The organism is Streptomyces sp. WAC 01529 (assembly GCF_003945545.1).
GTDB lineage: Bacteria > Actinomycetota > Actinomycetes > Streptomycetales > Streptomycetaceae > Streptomyces > Streptomyces anatolicus.
Map to the genome: position 1 here is coordinate 3827828 of NZ_CP029617.1, position 16943 is coordinate 3844770.

Below are 16943 nucleotides of genomic sequence, written 5' to 3' on the forward strand. Positions count from 1 at the left end.
GCCGCCAGCAAAGGGCCGGCGGCTCCCGGAAGGAAAACCCGAAAGTGAAGCTTCAGCGCAAGAACCGGCTCCGCGCCCTCTCCCTCGGCGCCCTCGCCGTCTCCGGCGCCCTGGCCCTCACGGCGTGCGGCTCCGACGACACCAGCGGCTCGGGCGACGGCGGCAAGGAGACCAACGCCAACGCCAACATCAAGTGCGACGACGCCAAGGGCCAGCTCGCGGCCTCCGGCTCGTCCGCGCAGAAGAACGCGATCGACGCCTGGCGGAAGGTCTACACGACCAACTGCAAGGACGTGCAGCTGAACTACAACCCGACGGGTTCGGGCGCCGGCATCACCGCGTTCCTCCAGGGCCAGACGGCGTTCGCCGGTTCCGACTCGGCGCTGAAGCCCGACGAGATCGAGAAGTCGAAGAAGGTCTGCAAGGACAGCCAGGCCATCGACCTGCCGATGGTCGGCGGCCCGATCGCCATCGGTTACAACGTCCCCGGCGTCGACAAGCTGACCCTGGACGCCAAGACCCTGGCCGACATCTTCAACGACAAGATCAAGACCTGGGACGACAAGGCGATCGCGAAGCTCAACCCCGACGCCAAGCTGCCCAAGACCAAGGTCCAGGCCTTCCACCGCTCCGACGAGTCCGGCACCACGGACAACTTCACCAAGTACCTGAAGGGCGCCGCCCCCAGCGCCTGGCCCTACGAGCCGGGCAAGTCGTGGGAGCCCAAGGGCGGCCAGTCCGCGAACGGCTCCGCCGGTGTCGCGGGCCAGGTCAAGCAGACCCCGGGCGCCATCTCCTACTTCGAGCTCTCCTACGCGGGCGACGGCATCAAGACCGTCGACCTGAAGACGGAGGCCAAGGAGCCGGTGAAGGCCACCGTCGACAACGCCTCCGAGGCGATCTCCGAGGCCAAGGTCGTCGGCAAGGGCAAGGACCTCGCCCTGGAGCTGAACTACAAGCCCACCGCCGAGGGCGCCTACCCGATCACCCTGGTGACGTACGAGGTCGTCTGCGAGAAGGGCAACAAGGCCGACACGCTCGCCGCCACCAAGTCCTTCCTGACCTACATCGCCAGCGAGGACGGCCAGAACGTCCTCAAGGAGAACGACTACGCGCCGATCCCGGCCGAGATCATCACCAAGGTCCGCTCCACCGTCGCGGGCCTGAGCTAGCTGAACCGAGTGCGGCCGGCCCCGCAGAACCGGGCCGGCCGCACCGTCCGGTGCACCGCCGCCACGGAGCGCCCGCAGCACACGCGAGGCAGCTCCGCAGACCGGAGAACCCCATGGACATAGCAAGCAACACGACTTCACCCCCACCAGTCGACGACGCGAAGCCCGCCGCCCCCGTGGACAAGGCCGCCGCCCGCGGCGCCACCCGCCCCGGCGACAAGATCTTCCTCGGGTTCTCCCGGGGATCCGGCATCGCGCTCCTCGCGATCATGGCCGCCATCGCGGTGTTCCTCACCTACCGCACGGCCCTCGCGCTCGCCGACAACACGGGCAACTTCCTCACCACCTTCGAGTGGGACCCGGCCGGTGCCTCCACCGGCGGCAAGCCGTACTTCGGCATCGCGGTCCTGGTCTTCGGCACGGTGGTCAGCTCGCTGATCGCCCTGGTGATCGCGGTCCCCGTCGCCATCGGCATCGCGCTCTTCATCTCGCACTACGCGCCGCGCAAGCTGGCCACCCCCATCGCGTACGTGATCGACCTGCTGGCCGCCGTGCCCTCGATCGTGTACGGCCTGTGGGGCGCCCTCGTGGTCGCGCCCAACCTCACCGGCCTCTACAGCTGGCTCGACGACTACTTCGGCTGGACCGGGATCTTCGAGTACAACGGCGGCGCCCCGCGCTCCCTGATGACCGTGGGCATCCTCCTCGCGATCATGATCCTGCCGATCATCACGAACGTGAGCCGCGAGGTCTTCCTCCAGGTCCCGAAGATGCACGAGGAGGCCGCGCTGGCCCTCGGCGCCACGCGCTGGGAGGTCATCCGCATGTCGGTGCTCCCCTTCGGCCGCTCCGGCATCATCTCCGCCTCGATGCTGGGCCTCGGCCGCGCGCTCGGCGAGACGATCGCCGTCGCCACCGTGCTCTCCCCGTCCTTCCTGATCAACGCGTCCGTGCTCGACTACGGCGGCGGCACCTTCGCCCAGAACATCGCCAGCAAGTTCAACGAGGCCAGTGAGTACGGCCAGGACGCGCTCATCGCCTCCGGCCTGATCCTGTTCATCATCACGCTGCTGGTCAACGGCGCGGCCCGCCTGATCATCGCGCGCCGCAAGGAGTACTCGGGGGCCAACGCATGAGCACCACGACACCCACCCCGACCGGGCCGCTCACCAAGCGCCCCTCGACGCTCAAGGCGGCCAGCCTCCCGCGCTGGTCCCCCCTCGCCGTCGCCGCCGCCTCGGCCGCCGTCGCCATCGGCATCGGCGCGGGCGCGGGACTGCACAGCCGCATCCAGTGGGGCCTGATAGCCGCGATCCTCTTCATCGCCGGCTCGTACGCCCTCGCGGTCACCGTCGAGGGCACCCGCCAGGCCAGGGACCGCCTCGCCACCTCGCTGGTGTGGGTGATGTTCCTGATGGCCGTCGTCCCGCTGGCCTCGCTGATCTACGAGACCGTCCAGCGCGGCATCAAGGTCTTCGACGTCTACTTCCTGACCCACTCCATGGGCGTCCTCTCCGACGACGAGACCGGCGGCGGCATCTACCACGCCCTCATCGGCACCCTCCAGCAGGTGCTCCTCGCGTCGGCCATCGCCGTGCCGATCGGCCTGCTCACCGCGATCTACCTCGTCGAGTACGGGCGGGGGAAGCTCTCCAAGGTCATCACGTTCTTCGTGGACGTCATGACCGGCATCCCCTCGATCGTCGCGGGCCTGTTCGTCCTCAGCTTCTGGATCCTGATCCTCGGCTTCGGCTACTCCGGCTGGGCCGGTGCGATGGCGCTGGCGATCCTGATGATGCCGGTGATCGTCCGCTCCACCGAGGAGATGCTCAAGCTCGTCCCGAACGAGCTGCGCGAGGCCTCGCTCGCCCTCGGTGTGCCGAAGTGGCGGACCATTCTGAAGGTCGTCCTGCCCACCGCGATCGGCGGCATCACCACGGGCGTCATGCTCTCGGTGGCCCGCATCGCCGGTGAGACCGCGCCGGTCCTGCTCCTGGTCTGGGTGAACCCCCTGATCAACACGAACCCCTTCGAGGGCTCGCAGGCCTCGCTGCCGCTGTACGTCTACCAGCAGTACGCGGCAGGCACCGACGCGTCGTACGACCGTGCCTGGGCGGCGGCGCTCGCCCTCATCGGCTTCATCATGATCCTCAACCTGGCGGCCCGCGGCGTAGCGCGCTGGAAGGCCCCCAAGACGGGCCGCTGAGCGGCCAATCAGCGACCCTCTCGCACTCCCCCTCGAAAGAAGCAGTGATCCCCATGGCCAAGCGAATCGACGTATCGGGCCTGACCGCCTACTACGGCTCCCACAAGGCGATCGACGACATCTCGATGACCGTGGAGCCCCGCTCGGTGACCGCCTTCATCGGCCCGTCCGGCTGCGGCAAGTCCACGTTCCTGCGCACCCTGAACCGTATGCACGAGGTCACCCCGGGCGGCCGCGTCGAGGGCAAGGTGCTCCTGGACGACGAGGATCTCTACGGCAGCGGCGTGGACCCGGTGGCCGTGCGCCGCACGATCGGCATGGTCTTCCAGCGCCCGAACCCCTTCCCCACCATGTCGATCTTCGACAACGTGGCGGCGGGCCTGCGGCTCAACGGCTCGTACAAGAAGTCCGAGCTGAACGACGTCGTGGAGAAGTCCCTCAAGGGCGCGAACCTCTGGAACGAGGTCAAGGACCGCCTGAACAAGCCCGGCTCGGGCCTCTCCGGCGGTCAGCAGCAGCGGCTGTGCATCGCGCGGGCGATCGCGGTCGAGCCGCAGGTCCTCCTGATGGACGAGCCGTGCTCGGCCCTGGACCCGATCTCGACCCTCGCCATCGAGGACCTGATCGGCGAGCTGAAGGAGCGCTTCACGATCGTCATCGTGACGCACAACATGCAGCAGGCGGCCCGCGTCTCGGACCGCACGGCCTTCTTCAACCTCTCCGCGGTCGGCCAGCCCGGCAAGCTCATCGAGATCGACGACACGGAGCGGATCTTCTCCAACCCGTCCGTGCAGGCCACCGAGGACTACATCTCGGGCCGCTTCGGCTAGGCCACCCCCCGACTCCCCGCGGTGCTGCATGGCGGTGCCACCGCAGGGACAACAAAGAAAGGCCCGCCCCTGGCTCCCGGGGGCGGGCCTTTCCGATGTGCGGGGGGGTGCGCGCCCCTCAGGAGGAGCGCCCCGAAGGGGCGCGGGGAACTGCGCGACCAGCCACAGCGAGCCCGCAGCCGAAGACCTACAGGAACGCGAGGTTAACGATCCAGAAGCTAACAGCCGCCACCAAGGCAGCCGCAGGCATCGTGATGAACCAGCCCAGAATGATGTTCTTGGCCACCCCCCACCGCACCGCGTTCACACGCTTCGTCGCGCCCACACCCATGATCGCGGAAGTGATGACGTGAGTCGTCGAGATCGGCGCGTGGAACATGAACGCGGTGGTGAACATGATGCCCGCCCCCGTCGTCTCGGCGGCGAACCCTTGCGGCGGATCCAGCTCGATGATCTTGCGCCCGAGCGTCCGCATGATGCGCCAGCCGCCCGCGTACGTACCCGCCGACAGCATCAGCGCACAGGCGACCTTCACCCAGATCGGAATCGGCGCGTCCGCGCTCTGCACATCGGAGATGACCAGGGCCATCACCACGATGCCCATCGTCTTCTGGGCGTCCTGGAGACCGTGCCCGAGCGCCATGCCGGCCGCGGACACCGTCTGCGCGATACGGAAGCCGCGCTTGGCCTTGTGCGGGTTGGACCTGCGGAACATCCACATGATCGCGCACATCACCAGGTAACCGGCCACGAGGCCGACCACCGGGGAGACGAACATGGGGATGACGATCTTGTCGAGGACCCCGGACCAGATGACCCCGATCCCCCCGGCGAGCGCCGCTCCGACCATGCCGCCGAAGAGCGCGTGCGAGGAGGACGAGGGAAGTCCGAAGTACCAGGTGATGAGGTTCCACACGATCGCGCCGATGAGCGCCGCGAAGAGGATCCACATCCCCTTGTCGCCGTGCGGGGTCTCGATGATCCCCTCGCTGACGGTCTTGGCGACACCGCTGCCCATGAAGGCACCGGCGAGGTTCATCACCGCGGCCATGGCGAGCGCCGCGCGGGGCGTCAGCGCCCGCGTGGAGACGGAGGTGGCGATGGCGTTCGCGGAGTCGTGAAAGCCGTTCGTGTACGTGAAGCCGAGCGCGACGCCGATGGTCACGACCAAAGCAAAGGTGTCCATGGAGGGGTCAGGACTCCTTGACCGCGATGGTCTCCACGGTGTTCGCCACATGCTCGAAGGCGTCGGCGGCCTCTTCGAGGACGTCCACGATCTGCTTGAGCTTCAGCACCTCCATGGCGTCGTACTTGCCGTTGAAGAGCTGGGCCAGGAGCTTGCGGTGGATCTGGTCGGCCTGGTTCTCCAGACGGTTGACCTCGATCCAGTACTCGGTGAGGTTCTCCATGGTCCGCAGGTTCGGCATGGCCTCGGCCGTCAGCTCGGCGGCCCGGGAGAGGACCTCGATCTGCTGCTCGACGCCCTTGGGGAGTTCCTCGACCTGGTAGAGGACGACCAGGTCGACGGCCTCCTCCATGAAGTCCATGATGTCGTCCAGGGACGACGCGAGGTTGTAGATGTCCTCGCGGTCGAACGGCGTGATGAACGAGGAGTTCAGCTGGTGGAAGATCGCATGCGTCGCGTCGTCTCCCGCGTGTTCCGCGGCCCGCATACGCTCTGCGATCTCGGCCCGCGCGGAAGAGTCCGCTCCGAGCAGTTCCATGAGGAGCTTCGAGCCCGTGACGATGTTGTCCGCGGATGCGGCGAACATGTCGTAGAAGCTCGTCTCCCTGGGGGTCAGACGAAAGCGCACGTGGGGTCCTCGGGGTGCTCTGGATGCGGTCAGGCTGATGCTAGGCGCATCATCCGGCCACGGCTAACCGGCCGCTCCCCAGTGTCGCCCATCAGGCACAGTGATCAGCACACCCCCCGAGAAATCGGCTAAGATATACCCACCAGGGGTATATGGATCAGCGAAAATGCCCCATGCCCCTTTCAGGAGGAGGACGCGATGACGACCACCGACGCGGCAGCGGTGACCCCGGAGACGCCCGAAGCGCCCTCCGAGCACGGTGACCACGCTCACGGCGTGCACGGGTACCACAAGCAGAAGGACGAACACCTCAAGCGCCTGCGCCGCATCGAGGGCCAGATCCGGGGCCTGCAGCGCATGGTTGAGGAGGACGTCTACTGCATCGACATACTCACGCAGGTCTCGGCGAGCACGAAGGCACTCCAGTCCTTCGCGCTCCAGCTCCTGGAGGAACACCTGCGGCACTGCGTGGCCGACGCGGCGGTCAAGGGGGGCGCGGAGATCGACGCGAAGGTGGAAGAGGCGACGAAGGCGATCGCGCGGATGCTCCGCACGTAACACTCCCGCGAGGAAAAGCACCCCGAACCCCCGGCGCGGGCGGCGCGCCCCGCGCCGCAGGGCCCCTACGTTCGCCGCTCGGTGCGGGGTGAACGGGTGGGTGGGTGGGAGGGATCGCCGCGGAGCGGCGGATAGGTCGGAGGGGCAGGCCCGGGCCGGCTGACGCAGCCCGCAGGGCCAGGGGGCAAGGGGCAACGCCCGCCCAGGGGGCGGACCGAGCCCCGGGGGTCAAGCGGCGCCGCAGGCCGAGGCAGGCCCCGCTCAAGGCGCCCCGCCAGCCCTAGCTCAGGTCGCCCGACAAGGGCCCCGCCTCATCGGACACCCGCAGAACCTCGTCGATCCGGTCAAAGCTGAGCCGCTCGGCCGCCGCACTCGCCGCAATGATGAGTTCGCCGCAGAGCTCGATCTCGGCGAGGGCGACGTGGTCCTGAACCGCCGTACCGCCACGCATAGGAGCCACGTTCATCACCTCTTCCTGACCAGCACCGGAAACCAGAGCGGGAAACCGGAGCCGGAGACCCGAGCCGGGGAAGAGAACCCGAACCCCGCGCCCGGCACCGGCACCGCCACCCGGCCCCCCGCACCGACTTTCGTACCGACTTCCTAGAGTAGGGAGTGGTCTACACACCGCGCATGGCACGGACGGACCATTTCCTCCAGCCGTAGGCGACTACGGACCCGCGATTTTCCCGGCGAAGATGTCCTTCTCGGCCGGAAGTCGCACCCCGACGGCGACCCCGAAACCGTAGAGCAGCGTGGTCGACGCCACCTCCGCGTTGGCCACGGTGAACTGCTGGCGCAGCTTCCGCACCCGCCCCCGCTCGTCGAGATAGACGTCGAAGGGCACCCGCCCCTTGCTGAACCCTTTCGCCGCGGCAGCACCCAGCGCCCCGCGCTGACCTGCGGAGGAAGCCTTCGCCGCGGCCCGCAGACCGGCGACCCCGCGGTAGTGCCGCACCTCGGCGCCACCGACCCGCTCCTCCCCCACGTACGTCACTTTCCGCGCCCCGCGCAGCAGTTCCGCCGCCGCGAGGGGATCCGTGGCGCCGCCGGTGACGAGGTTGCCGTCGGAGAGCGAACGTGTCTCGATCCGCACCCACTTGTCGGCGGGCACCCCGGCCCCCCGGTTCTTCATGTAGAGCGCGCCGCCCGTCATCAGCTCGGTGATCGGACGCCGCGCACGCCCCCCGGCGGGATCCTGCGGGAGCACCACCTCGAACTCCCCGAGCTGGCGCCGGAAGTCGTACACACCCTCACCCCGGATGGTCACGCGCGTCCCGCCGCTGGCCATCTCCATGGACGTACGCGCCTTGGCGCTGCCCGCCCGCACCAGGAAGTCGGCGGAGCGCCGCACCACCTCGCGGGGTTCGCCGGGGGCCCCGGCACCGCCGCCGCCCGCGGCGGCGCCGCCCGAGCAGCCGGTGGCGACGGCCATCAGCCCCACCGCCACGACCGCGGTGACCGCTCGGCCCGTGCGCCTGTGCTGCTGCCCCATCGCCTGTGTACCCCCAAGCGTTTCCCCGCTTGTCGATCCCCCCGTCGTACCGGTTAACGACCGGTACGTTGACCCGTCACGCCGCGGCGGACCGGTCGAGGCCCGTTCACCCGGGGTCGGTACGGTGACGGCGTGGCCGATCAGGAAGTCTCCGCACCCCACCGCACGACGACGGTCGAGAAGGGCCGGTTCATCGCCGCCCACTGCACCTGCGGCTGGCGCGGCCCGGCCCGCAGGGCCCGCAGCAAGGCCCGCACGGACGCGGCCGAGCACGAGCAGTCCCCCTAGGGCCGAACACGAGGAGCCCCCGAGGGAACCCGTCCGCCCCACGCACCGTCTCGTTCTCCGGGAAGCAAGGGGAGGCGTCATGGAACGACGTACGTTCATCGGTACAACGGCCGCCACGCTGGCCGCGGCCACCGTCGCGGGCTGCACGAGCGGCGGCGCGGACGCGGGCACGGGCGCGGGCACGGCATCACGCTCCACCGGAACCGCCGCCGGCACCGGCACCGGCACCAGTACGCCCCTCAGGACCTCCAGCGCCGCCGCCAGCGCGCCCGCGACCCTCAAGGCCCTCGCCAAGGACCTCGACGGCACCCTCGTGCGGCCCGGCGAGGCCAAGTGGGCGGCGGCCCGCCAGCTGTACAACACCCGCTTCGACGACCTGAAGCCCACCGCCGTCGCCTACGTCGCCCACCCCGAGGACATCCGCACCGCCCTGGCGTACGCCCGCGCCCACCGCACCCCGGTGGCGATCCGCAACGGCGGCCACTCGTACGCGGGTTGGTCCTCCGGCACCGGCCGGCTGATCATCGACGTATCGAAGTTGAGCAAGATACGGGCGAGCGGGACGACGGCCACGATCGGCGGCGGCGCCAAGCTGATCGACGTCTACCGCGCGCTCGCCGCGAAGGGCGTGACGATCCCCGCGGGCTCCTGCCCGACCGTCGGCATATCGGGGCTCACCCTCGGCGGCGGCCACGGCGTGGTCTCCCGCGCCTACGGCCTGACCTGCGACAGCCTCACCTCCGCCACCCTCATCACGGCGGACGGCAAGCAGCTCACCGCCTCCAAGTCCGAGAACAAGGAGCTGTTCTGGGCGCTGCGCGGCGCGGGCAACGGCCAGTTCGGCGTCGTCACCGAGCTGACGTACCGCACGCACACCGCGCCCCGGGCGGTCTCCGCGTACATGACCTGGCCCTGGTCGAAGGCGGCCGCCGTCATCAAGGCGTGGCAGGAGTGGGGCCCGGACCAGCCGGACGAGATCTGGTCGTCCGCGCACCTGGCGAACACCCCGGGCGGCACCCCGACCGTCTCCGTCGCCTGTTTCTCGCTGGGCACGTACGGCGAACTGCAGAACGCCGTCGACCGCCTCGCCGACAAGATCGGCGCCCCCGCGCGCAGCGTCTCCCTGAAGCGGCGTACGTACGAGGAGGCGATGGAGGTGTACGCGGGCTGCTCGTCGTTCGCCACGGACGCCCAGTGCCATCTGCCCGGTTCGACGCCGGGCCGCACTCCGCAGGGCGCCCTGAAGCGCGAGACGTACGCGGCGGCCTCCGACTTCTTCGACCGCTCGCTGTCGGCCGCCGGCATCCGCGCGCTGCTGTCGCAGATCGAGAACGTGACGGGCGCGAGCGCGGGCAGCATCGCGCTCACCGCGCTCGGCGGCGCGATCAACCGCGTCGACCCGACGGCGACGGCGTTCGTGCACCGCCGCTCGCGGATGCTGGCGCAGTACATCGCGTCGTGGCGGGCGGGGACCTCGGGCTCACCGGCGCGGGCGTGGCTGAAAACGGCGCACGGGGCGATGGGACGGTACGCGTCGGGCGCGGCGTACCAGAACTACACGGACTCGACGCTGACGAACTGGCGCGAGGCGTACTACGGGGCGGCGGCGCCGCGCCTGAAGAAGCTCAAGAAGCAGTACGACCCGAACCGCTTCTTCGACTTCCCGCAGGCGCTCTGAGCCTGCCGCCCTCCGCGCGCCTCCTAGGCCGCGAGGTCCCGCTCGTCGGGGTCCTGGGCGGCTTCGGAGGGTGCGGCCGTCTCGCTCAGCGGGGTGGCGGAGACCGGCCCGACCTCGCGGTCCCACACCAGCCAACCCCCGTACCGCGAGCGGCCGATCGCCTTGGCGAGCGGGGTGAGCAGCGCCATGGCGAGCGGGGAGAGGAGCAGGGCGACGGCCGTGCCGAGCGCGAAGCCGCCGATGACGTCCGTCGGGTAGTGCACGCCCATGAAGACGCGGCAGAAGCCCTCCAGGGCGGCGAGCGCGAGGCCTGCGAACCCGAACTTGCGGTGGGCGACGAAGAGTCCGGCGCCGATGGCCATGGCGAGCGTGGCGTGGTCGCTGACGAAGGAGAAGTCGTCCTTGCCGTCGACCAGGACGTGGATGCCGCTGTGGTCACGGAAGGGGCGGGGGCGCTCGACGAAACCTCTGATGGGTACGTTGACGAGGACCGCGATCGCGGCGGCGAGCGGCGCCCAGACGACGGCGGCGACCGACGAGGCGGCGTCATCGAGGGCGCCCCGCTTCCGCTGGCCCCACCAGCACCACACCACGAGCAGTACGAGGGCGAGCAGCAGGCCGTACTCACCGACGAACGCCATGGCGCGGTCGAGCCAGTGCGGGGTCTCCCGCGTCAGGCCGTTGATGTCGTAGAGCAGGCCGACGTCGGGGTTCGACCCGGATTCCTCGAGTCCAGCCATGGCGCTGCGGCCCCTTGTCTCCTAGCCCATGGGCGCACTTTCCGTGCGCCCTCCATCAACCCCCGCGGTCGGTCCAGTCAAGGGAACGCCTGGTCCCCACCCCTACGTTCCACTCTCCACCGAAAGATCACTCAGACGTTACCGAAGAGAGACACATCACCGCAGCTCAGGGGAGTGTTTTAACGGAGAGTTCCAGCCACGTCACACCCTGCGTGCGCCCTCCGCACGCCCCTGCCCGCGCCCCCCTCAGACCGCTGTGGGCTTGACCGGGGCCGCCTTGGCGCCCTCATCGGTGACACGAGTCGCGCCAAAATAGTCCGGCGTGTCGATCGGGTCGAAGCGGATCACGGCTCCGGCGCGCGGGGCGTTGATCATGTAGCCCCCGCCGACGTAGATGCCGACGTGCCGGATGGCGCGCGAGTTGGTGAGGTCGTCGGAGAAGAAGACCAGGTCACCGGGGAGCAGCTCGCTCCGCTTCGGGTGCGGCCCCGCGTTGTACTGGTCGTTGGCGACGCGCGGCAGCGTGACGCCGACGGTGCGGTAGGCGGCGAGGGTGAGGCCGGAGCAGTCGAAGCGGCCGTTCTGCTCGGGCGTGCCGTTGCCGCCCCACAGGTAGGGGGTGCCGAGCTTCTTCTGCGCGAAGGCGATCGCCCCGGCCGCCTGCTGCGAGGGCTGCACACGGCCGACGGGCCGGGCGAAGCTCTTCTGGAGGGTGGTGATGGTCTTCACGTAGTTCTGCGTCTCGCGGTACGGCGGCACGCCCCCGTACTTGAGGACGGCGTACGCGCCCGCGTTGTACGCGGCGAGCATGTTCTTCGTGGGGTCGCCCGGGGCGTCCTTCACATAGCCCGCGAGCTTGCAGTCGTACGAGGCCGCGGAGGGGATGGCGTCCTTGGGGTCCCAGACGTCGCGGTCGCCGTCGCCGTCACCGTCGAGCCCGTGCGTGGCCCAGGTGCCGGGGATGAACTGCGCTATCCCCTGCGCCTTCGCCGGGCTCGTCGCGCGCGGGTTGAACCCGCTCTCCTGGTAGAGCTGGGCGGCGAGCAGGGCGGGGTTGATGGCCTTGCAGAGGTTGCCCCACTTCTGGACGAGGGACTGATAGCTCGCGGGCACGGCGCCCTTGGCGAGCCCGACGGAGCCCCCGCTCGCACCACTGGCGATGCTCCCCGCGGCCATGTACGTCCCGACGACGAGCAGCGCGATGAAACTGAGAGCACCCGTGGACCCGACGGCCGCGAGCAGCCACGCCTTACGCACCGTCAACCACCCCTCGCCTGCCGGGAGTCCGTCGGCGCTCAGTGTAGAGGCTCCGTACGACAGGGAGGCGGTCCCGGAGGTGGCCCCCGGGGGCGCGCGCCCTTTGCGCACTGGGCAGCGGGCAGCGGCCACCGGCCACCGGCCACCGGCCACCGGCGAGAAAATCCCGGGCCGCCCCTGGGGCAGCCGCTGCTACGTTCCCCCCATGTCTGAGCCCACCACACCCTCCGAGGCCCCCGCGCCCGCCACCACTCCCGTCGTCCCGGCCCCCGTCACCGCCGACGACGTCACCCGCGCGGTCCGCCTCGCCGTCGCCGCCCTCCGCGGAGCCCCCGCCGACGCCGACTGGAACGCTAAGGCAGGCGGCCTGGAGTGGGACTGCTGGGAGACGGGGGAGCACCTCGCGGACGACCTCTTCGCGTACGCCGCCCAACTCGGCCCGGAACACCCCCCTTTGGACGGCGTCGTCCCCTTCCACTGGGTCAGCCGTACCCCCGGCGGCCCCGCCAACGTCACCCTCGCCGACCCCGCCGCAGGACCGGCCGGGCTGCTCATGGTCGTGGAGGCGTGCGGCGCCCTGCTGACGGCCATGGTCGCCACCACCCCGCCGTCCGTCCGCGCCCACCACGGCTTCGGCGCCTCGGACCCCGAGGGCTTCGCCGCGATGGGAGTCGTGGAAACCCTCGTCCATACGTACGACATCGCGAACGGCCTCGGCATCGGCGCCGCCTGGACCCCGCCCGCCGACCTCTGCGCCCGGGTCCTGCACCGCCTCTTCCCCGACGCCCCCACGGACACGCTTCCCTGGCCCACCCTCCTGTGGGCAACGGGCCGCGGCGAACTCCCGGGCCGCGCACGGCTGACCAAGTGGCGCTGGTACGGGGAACCCAGGGTCTGAGACCGGCCGGCGCCCGCCACGCGTGCGTGCCGATGCCCGCCCCCGTCCCAGCACGGCATTCCACACAGAGGGCATCTACGCAGTTCAGACCCCCTGGAAGCGTTCCAGCATCCCTGATCGTCCGGCGGTTCTTCCCCCGCCCGCCGGGGACGGCTTCGCTGGTGGTCAGGCCGGGGAGCCCGGCCTCGTACCGACACCAGTTCGCACCTCACGGGGGAACCCCACCATGAAGCTCACGCATGCCTCGAAGACGCTGCTCGCCGGAGTCGCGCTCCTCGGCACGCTCTCGCTCACCGCCTGCGACAACGACGACACCGCGAAGGCGGGGGACTCACCGTCCGGCGCGAAGCCGACCGCGTCCGCCGATGCCGGGCAGGGCGGCGGCGCCAGCGGGGGCGGGAGCGGCGGGTCCGGTTCGGCGGGCGAGGGCTCCGGGAAGAGCGGCACCGGCGAGGACGACGGCGGAGTCGACACGTGCCGCAGCGACGCGCTGGAGGTGACCGCCGCCGACAACACCACCGACAAGACGGAAGGCGTCATCACCGTCCAGTTCAAGAACGGCGGCGGCCGCGACTGCTCCCTCAACGGCTACGCGGGCGTCGACCTCAAGACGGCCACCGGCGACACCCTCTCCGTCGACCGCAACGGCGACCAGGCCCACCCCGCCGTCCTCAAGGACGGCGAGTCCGCCGCCTTCAACCTCACCTTCCCGCTCAACACCACCGGCGGCTCCGGCGTCCGCGTCGCCCACATCCTGGTGACCCCGCCGAACGAGACGAAGACGGTGACGATCGCCTGGCCCGCCGGTTCCCTCCCGGTGAGCGGCGAGGACACCTCGGCCAACAACCCGAAGCCGGCCATCGGCCCCGTCGGCAAGGTCAGCGACTCCCCGGCGGGCTGACCCGGGACATGGCGGGAATCCCGCCAAAGCCCCGCCCGCCGCCTGCCGCTGAGGCCAGGATGAACATCGAGTCCGGGACGGCAGGCGACCAACCGAAGGCGGAGCAGCGATGGCCGAGAAGCTCAGAGTCGACGCGGTCGAGCTGGAACAGTTCATGAAGCTGCTCGACGGGTCCGTCACGTCCTTGAAGGGCCTGCGCGGCGCCCTGGCCGACGCGACCGTCGGCGGCCTGGGGACGGACGACCTCGACAAGGCCTGCGAGGACTTCCAGGAGGACTGGAAGTACGGGGCGGAGCAGATCGGTGAGCAGACCGAGGACCTGTCCAAGATCATCGAGCAGAACAAGAACGCCTTCATGGAGGTCGAAGCGGCGCTGACGAAAGCCATGGACAAGGCCGGAAAGACCAAGGACGACGTGGTGGAGATCCCGAAGTGACGAGCGCCGCCACCTACCCGGACCTCGGCTTCGATCCCGCTCCCGGAGACTGCGACACCGTAAAAGACCTGCACAAGAAGTTGGACAGCTGCGTCACCGTCCTCCGCGACACCCGCAAGGTGGTCACCAAGCTGATGGACGGCAGCTACTGGGAAGGTGACGCGGCCGTGGCCTTCCGCGAGGCCGTCGAAGAAGGCCCGCTCTCCTTGAACCTCAAGAACGCCGCACGCTCCATCGAAAAGGCCGCCAAGCAGCTGGAGCGCTGGGAACGCGACCTGGACGACTTCCAGCGCCGGGCGCGGGAGCTGAACGGGAAGGCCAAGGACGCCCGAGAGGCGCTGAAGGCGGCGAAGGGGCACGCCGATACGGTCGGCGGCGACTCCGATCTGGACAAGAAGGGCAAGAAGCAGGACGAGGCGAAGAAGGCCCTGAAGCTGGCCGACGGAAAGGTCGAGGACGCCCAGGCGGAGCTGGACCGAATCCTGGGCAGGGCGCGGAGCCTGCGGCGCGAGCACGAGGAGAGGTCCAAGTACCGCGCGGAAAAGATCCGCGACGCGACGGACAAGCTGGCACCGCACGAGCCCGGCTGGTTCGACAAGGCGTGTGAGTGGGTCAAGGAGAACCTGCCGGACATTCTCAGCGCGGTGGCCGGGGTGCTCGCGTTGGCAGCCCTGATCTTCACCGGGCCTATCGCGCTTCCCGTTCTCCTGGTGGGCGCAGGGCTTCTCAGCGCAGGGGCGCTGGCGACCCGTATGTCGGACCCTACGGTTCGGGCGTCCCTGTGGGACGGGGTCACCAAGGGTGAGTTCGACGCCGACTTCTTCGGCAACCTGGTGTCGGTGGGTGCCGACACCCTGGGCATGGTGCCTGGGCTCGGAGCCGCCGCCAGGGGAGGCATCGAAGCCACGCAGACGATCCGCGGTGGCAGTGAAGTCCTGACGCTCGGGCAGAAAATGGCCAAGTACGGCACAGCGGTCTCGGAGAAGGCCGACGAGGTCAGCAACCTCGGCAATCCCTTGCTCCAACGCGTGTTCAGCTGGTCGGGGAATCCGCCGGTGTGGACCGACAGCGTGGCGAAGGCTTCCAGCGGCATCGGCCTTGTGACTGCCGGATACGGCTTGTTCGACGACGACGAGCGCAGGGGCGAGGTCGGGACCGGAATCGATGGCACACGGCTCGGAATCGACATCCCCGGGTTCCCGGCTACCGCGCGCTACCTCTTCTCCTGACTTTCCACTGCAGAAAGAGCGACTCTGTGAACCCTGCCGACTTCCCCACCGCGTGGGACCATCCGCCGACGCGCCGTGCCTGGAACCTGCTCGTATTCAAAGACGTGGCCGGACTGATCGGTTGGATCGGCGTCTGGATCGCTCTCCTGGGAATCTCACTCGAGACACCCGACTGGGCCGTATGGATCTTCATGCCGTACTGGATCTACAGTCCATGGCGCATGCTCGTCCAGTCGAGCTACATCCCTACGGCTCTGCGCATGCGGCGCATCCTGCAGAACTACCCGTGGCAGCTACTCCGAGACGTCCCGAACGGCCTGACAAAGAGACCTGAGATCCAAGGCAATCAGTTCGGATGGTTCGAGTTCCCCAACCCCGCCCGACCAGAACAACAACTGCCGCTGGTCTTCGCCAAACACCCCCGCGTGACCTGGTGGCACCGCCGGATGGCGCCCCGCGCCAAGCCTCAACTGGAGGCTCAGATCGCGACAGTCTGGTTCGCCGGGGACCCTCGCATGATCGGCCTCATCGCCGCACCCGCTCCAAGCGGCGCGTCGCCCCGCCGCATGATGATCCTCAGCCAGCGCCTGGGGAAGGGCCACGACATCGCCTATTCGGATTGGGGCGTCTCCCCCTCGGACCTCGAACAGGCTCGGCGTGCCGGATTCGTCCCGGCTGCAGACCCGCTCCGCAAGAGGGAGACACCCCGATGAATACCCCTGGGTTCATCCTCGACGACTCCGTCAACGCGCCCGGCGCCCACTTCTGGTTCGCCGAACCTGCGGGGTTCACCCCACTTCCTGTCGACGCGCTGCTGGCCCCGCCCGGCTCTACCGGCGCCGACGAATTGCGCACAGCTCTCGAGCCGCTCCTGGATTCCGCCCCCAATGACATCGTCCGCCAGCGGTTTCTGGGACAACTCGCACTCGCCCAGCAACTGCTGGCCGTACTGGTCGAGGCCACCACCGTGCACTGCGCGATCGGCCTGCACCGCGACGACGTATCCCCAAGCGCCAAGGGCGAGCCCACCGGCGGGCTCCTGTTCTCCCTCTTCACCGTCTCCTGGCGCGAAATCTCCGCGGCCGCCCCCGCCGTAACCGCCGCCCGAGCCATCGCGGGCGCCGAGGGTCACGCGAACATCGCGTACCTCGAACTGCCCTGCGGCCCCGCATCCTTCAGCGAGACCGTACGTACCCCGAATGCCGACTCCGGCCTCCCCCAAGACCCGGTGCTCCAGATCTTCGCCCACCTCCCGCATCCCGACGGCAGACACCTGGTGGTGCTGACGCTCGGCACCACCGTCGTGGACCGGCGCGCGGAGTACCGGAGCCTGCTGCAGCAGATCGCCGAGAACGTCAGCTTCGAAGACCCCCTCCTCGAACTCCAGGCACTCACCGGAACCGACGCCCGCAGCCGGCCCCCGCGCGGTTGACGGGTGCCC

The 16943-nt window shown here is 69.5% G+C and carries 19 protein-coding genes; 13 read left to right on the plus strand and 6 right to left on the minus strand.

Annotation, left to right across the window (positions count from 1 at the left end; genetic code table 11):
• Positions 1-44: 44 nt before the first annotated feature.
• From pstS to pstB, 4 genes are all read left to right on the plus strand, one after another.
• Complete coding sequence (gene pstS, locus DMA15_RS17140) at positions 45-1172, plus strand: phosphate ABC transporter substrate-binding protein PstS (protein ID WP_206302753.1); 1128 nt, start codon at positions 45-47, stop codon at positions 1170-1172.
• A 113-nt stretch (positions 1173-1285) separates the two neighbouring features.
• Positions 1286-2308: a phosphate ABC transporter permease subunit PstC gene (pstC, locus tag DMA15_RS17145; protein ID WP_125513695.1), complete on the plus strand. Its 1023-nt coding sequence runs from the start codon at positions 1286-1288 to the stop codon at positions 2306-2308.
• Positions 2305-3378 carry a phosphate ABC transporter permease PstA gene (gene pstA / locus DMA15_RS17150; RefSeq protein ID WP_125513696.1) on the plus strand — a complete coding sequence of 358 codons (1074 nt, stop codon included), beginning with the start codon at positions 2305-2307 and terminating at the stop codon, positions 3376-3378. Before pstC ends, pstA begins: the two co-directional genes overlap by 4 nt.
• 53 nt (positions 3379-3431) lie before the next feature.
• Positions 3432-4208, plus strand: a complete 777-nt coding sequence (gene pstB, locus DMA15_RS17155) for a phosphate ABC transporter ATP-binding protein PstB (protein WP_125513697.1) — start codon at positions 3432-3434, stop codon at positions 4206-4208.
• Positions 4209-4395: 187 nt separating this feature from the next.
• Here the strand turns inward: pstB and DMA15_RS17160 are convergent, their stop codons facing one another.
• Together DMA15_RS17160 and DMA15_RS17165 are read right to left on the minus strand one after the other, a co-directional pair.
• Positions 4396-5394 (minus strand): inorganic phosphate transporter, encoded by a 999-nt coding sequence (locus tag DMA15_RS17160; RefSeq protein WP_125513698.1) that lies wholly within the window; start codon positions 5392-5394, stop codon positions 4396-4398.
• 7 nt (positions 5395-5401) lie between these two features.
• Positions 5402-6022: a DUF47 family protein gene (locus DMA15_RS17165; RefSeq protein ID WP_125513699.1), complete on the minus strand. Its 621-nt coding sequence runs from the start codon at positions 6020-6022 to the stop codon at positions 5402-5404.
• A gap of 198 nt (positions 6023-6220) precedes the next feature.
• Here DMA15_RS17165 and DMA15_RS17170 point away from each other — a divergent pair, with 198 nt between their 5' ends.
• A complete protein-coding gene (locus DMA15_RS17170) occupies positions 6221-6580 on the plus strand; it encodes a metal-sensitive transcriptional regulator (RefSeq protein WP_125513700.1) in 360 nt (119 codons plus the stop codon).
• Between the two features lie 280 nt (positions 6581-6860).
• On the opposite strand, the gene DMA15_RS17175 is transcribed toward DMA15_RS17170, so the two are convergent.
• Together DMA15_RS17175 and DMA15_RS17180 are read right to left on the minus strand one after the other, a co-directional pair.
• Positions 6861-7046 carry a hypothetical protein gene (locus DMA15_RS17175; protein WP_125513701.1) on the minus strand — a complete coding sequence of 62 codons (186 nt, stop codon included), beginning with the start codon at positions 7044-7046 and terminating at the stop codon, positions 6861-6863.
• 204 nt (positions 7047-7250) lie between these two features.
• Complete coding sequence (locus DMA15_RS17180) at positions 7251-8075, minus strand: hypothetical protein (RefSeq protein ID WP_125513702.1); 825 nt, start codon at positions 8073-8075, stop codon at positions 7251-7253.
• 132 nt (positions 8076-8207) lie between these two features.
• Between DMA15_RS17180 and DMA15_RS36680 the strand changes: the two genes are divergently transcribed.
• Both DMA15_RS36680 and DMA15_RS17185 read left to right on the plus strand, forming a co-directional pair.
• A complete protein-coding gene (locus DMA15_RS36680) occupies positions 8208-8363 on the plus strand; it encodes a hypothetical protein (protein WP_164551774.1) in 156 nt (51 codons plus the stop codon).
• 79 nt (positions 8364-8442) lie between these two features.
• Complete coding sequence (locus DMA15_RS17185; protein WP_125513703.1) at positions 8443-10041, plus strand: FAD-binding oxidoreductase; 1599 nt, start codon at positions 8443-8445, stop codon at positions 10039-10041.
• A gap of 23 nt (positions 10042-10064) precedes the next feature.
• Here the strand turns inward: DMA15_RS17185 and DMA15_RS17190 are convergent, their stop codons facing one another.
• Together DMA15_RS17190 and DMA15_RS17195 are read right to left on the minus strand one after the other, a co-directional pair.
• A complete protein-coding gene (locus DMA15_RS17190) occupies positions 10065-10781 on the minus strand; it encodes a phosphatase PAP2 family protein (RefSeq protein WP_125513704.1) in 717 nt (238 codons plus the stop codon).
• 246 nt (positions 10782-11027) lie between these two features.
• Positions 11028-12038, minus strand: coding sequence for a bifunctional lytic transglycosylase/C40 family peptidase (locus DMA15_RS17195; RefSeq protein WP_125517843.1), 1011 nt, complete (start codon positions 12036-12038; stop codon positions 11028-11030).
• Between the two features lie 205 nt (positions 12039-12243).
• On the opposite strand from DMA15_RS17195, the gene DMA15_RS17200 reads away from it, so the two are divergent.
• The 6 genes from DMA15_RS17200 (at position 12244) to DMA15_RS17225 (ending at position 16934) form a co-directional block, all read left to right on the plus strand.
• Positions 12244-12936: a hypothetical protein gene (locus DMA15_RS17200; RefSeq protein ID WP_125513705.1), complete on the plus strand. Its 693-nt coding sequence runs from the start codon at positions 12244-12246 to the stop codon at positions 12934-12936.
• 226 nt (positions 12937-13162) lie between these two features.
• Entirely contained in the window at positions 13163-13837 is a 675-nt protein-coding gene (locus tag DMA15_RS17205) for a DUF4232 domain-containing protein (protein WP_125513706.1), read from the plus strand.
• Positions 13838-13946: 109 nt separating this feature from the next.
• Positions 13947-14273 carry a hypothetical protein gene (locus tag DMA15_RS17210; RefSeq protein ID WP_125513707.1) on the plus strand — a complete coding sequence of 109 codons (327 nt, stop codon included), beginning with the start codon at positions 13947-13949 and terminating at the stop codon, positions 14271-14273.
• The gene (locus DMA15_RS17215) at positions 14270-15502 is read left to right on the plus strand and encodes a putative T7SS-secreted protein (protein WP_125513708.1); all 1233 of its coding nucleotides are present in this window, start codon (positions 14270-14272) and stop codon (positions 15500-15502) included. The genes DMA15_RS17210 and DMA15_RS17215 overlap by 4 nt, the downstream gene beginning before the upstream one ends.
• A gap of 26 nt (positions 15503-15528) precedes the next feature.
• Entirely contained in the window at positions 15529-16215 is a 687-nt protein-coding gene (locus DMA15_RS17220; RefSeq protein ID WP_125513709.1) for a hypothetical protein, read from the plus strand.
• Positions 16212-16934 (plus strand): hypothetical protein, encoded by a 723-nt coding sequence (locus DMA15_RS17225; protein ID WP_125513710.1) that lies wholly within the window; start codon positions 16212-16214, stop codon positions 16932-16934. Before DMA15_RS17220 ends, DMA15_RS17225 begins: the two co-directional genes overlap by 4 nt.
• Positions 16935-16943 lie beyond the last annotated feature (9 nt).

Coding starts and splice junctions, on each gene's coding strand:
- pstC (WP_125513695.1), top strand. CDS start 1,286: ATGGACATAGCAAGCAACACGACTTCACCCCCACCAGTCGACGACGCG.
- pstA (WP_125513696.1), top strand. CDS start 2,305: ATGAGCACCACGACACCCACCCCGACCGGGCCGCTCACCAAGCGCCCC.
- pstB (WP_125513697.1), top strand. CDS start 3,432: ATGGCCAAGCGAATCGACGTATCGGGCCTGACCGCCTACTACGGCTCC.
- DMA15_RS17160 (WP_125513698.1), bottom strand. CDS start 5,394: ATGGACACCTTTGCTTTGGTCGTGACCATCGGCGTCGCGCTCGGCTTC.
- DMA15_RS17170 (WP_125513700.1), top strand. CDS start 6,221: ATGACGACCACCGACGCGGCAGCGGTGACCCCGGAGACGCCCGAAGCG.
- DMA15_RS17175 (WP_125513701.1), bottom strand. CDS start 7,046: ATGAACGTGGCTCCTATGCGTGGCGGTACGGCGGTTCAGGACCACGTC.
- DMA15_RS17180 (WP_125513702.1), bottom strand. CDS start 8,075: ATGGGGCAGCAGCACAGGCGCACGGGCCGAGCGGTCACCGCGGTCGTG.
- DMA15_RS17185 (WP_125513703.1), top strand. CDS start 8,443: ATGGAACGACGTACGTTCATCGGTACAACGGCCGCCACGCTGGCCGCG.
- DMA15_RS17190 (WP_125513704.1), bottom strand. CDS start 10,781: ATGGCTGGACTCGAGGAATCCGGGTCGAACCCCGACGTCGGCCTGCTC.
- DMA15_RS17200 (WP_125513705.1), top strand. CDS start 12,244: ATGTCTGAGCCCACCACACCCTCCGAGGCCCCCGCGCCCGCCACCACT.
- DMA15_RS17205 (WP_125513706.1), top strand. CDS start 13,163: ATGAAGCTCACGCATGCCTCGAAGACGCTGCTCGCCGGAGTCGCGCTC.
- DMA15_RS17210 (WP_125513707.1), top strand. CDS start 13,947: ATGGCCGAGAAGCTCAGAGTCGACGCGGTCGAGCTGGAACAGTTCATG.
- DMA15_RS17225 (WP_125513710.1), top strand. CDS start 16,212: ATGAATACCCCTGGGTTCATCCTCGACGACTCCGTCAACGCGCCCGGC.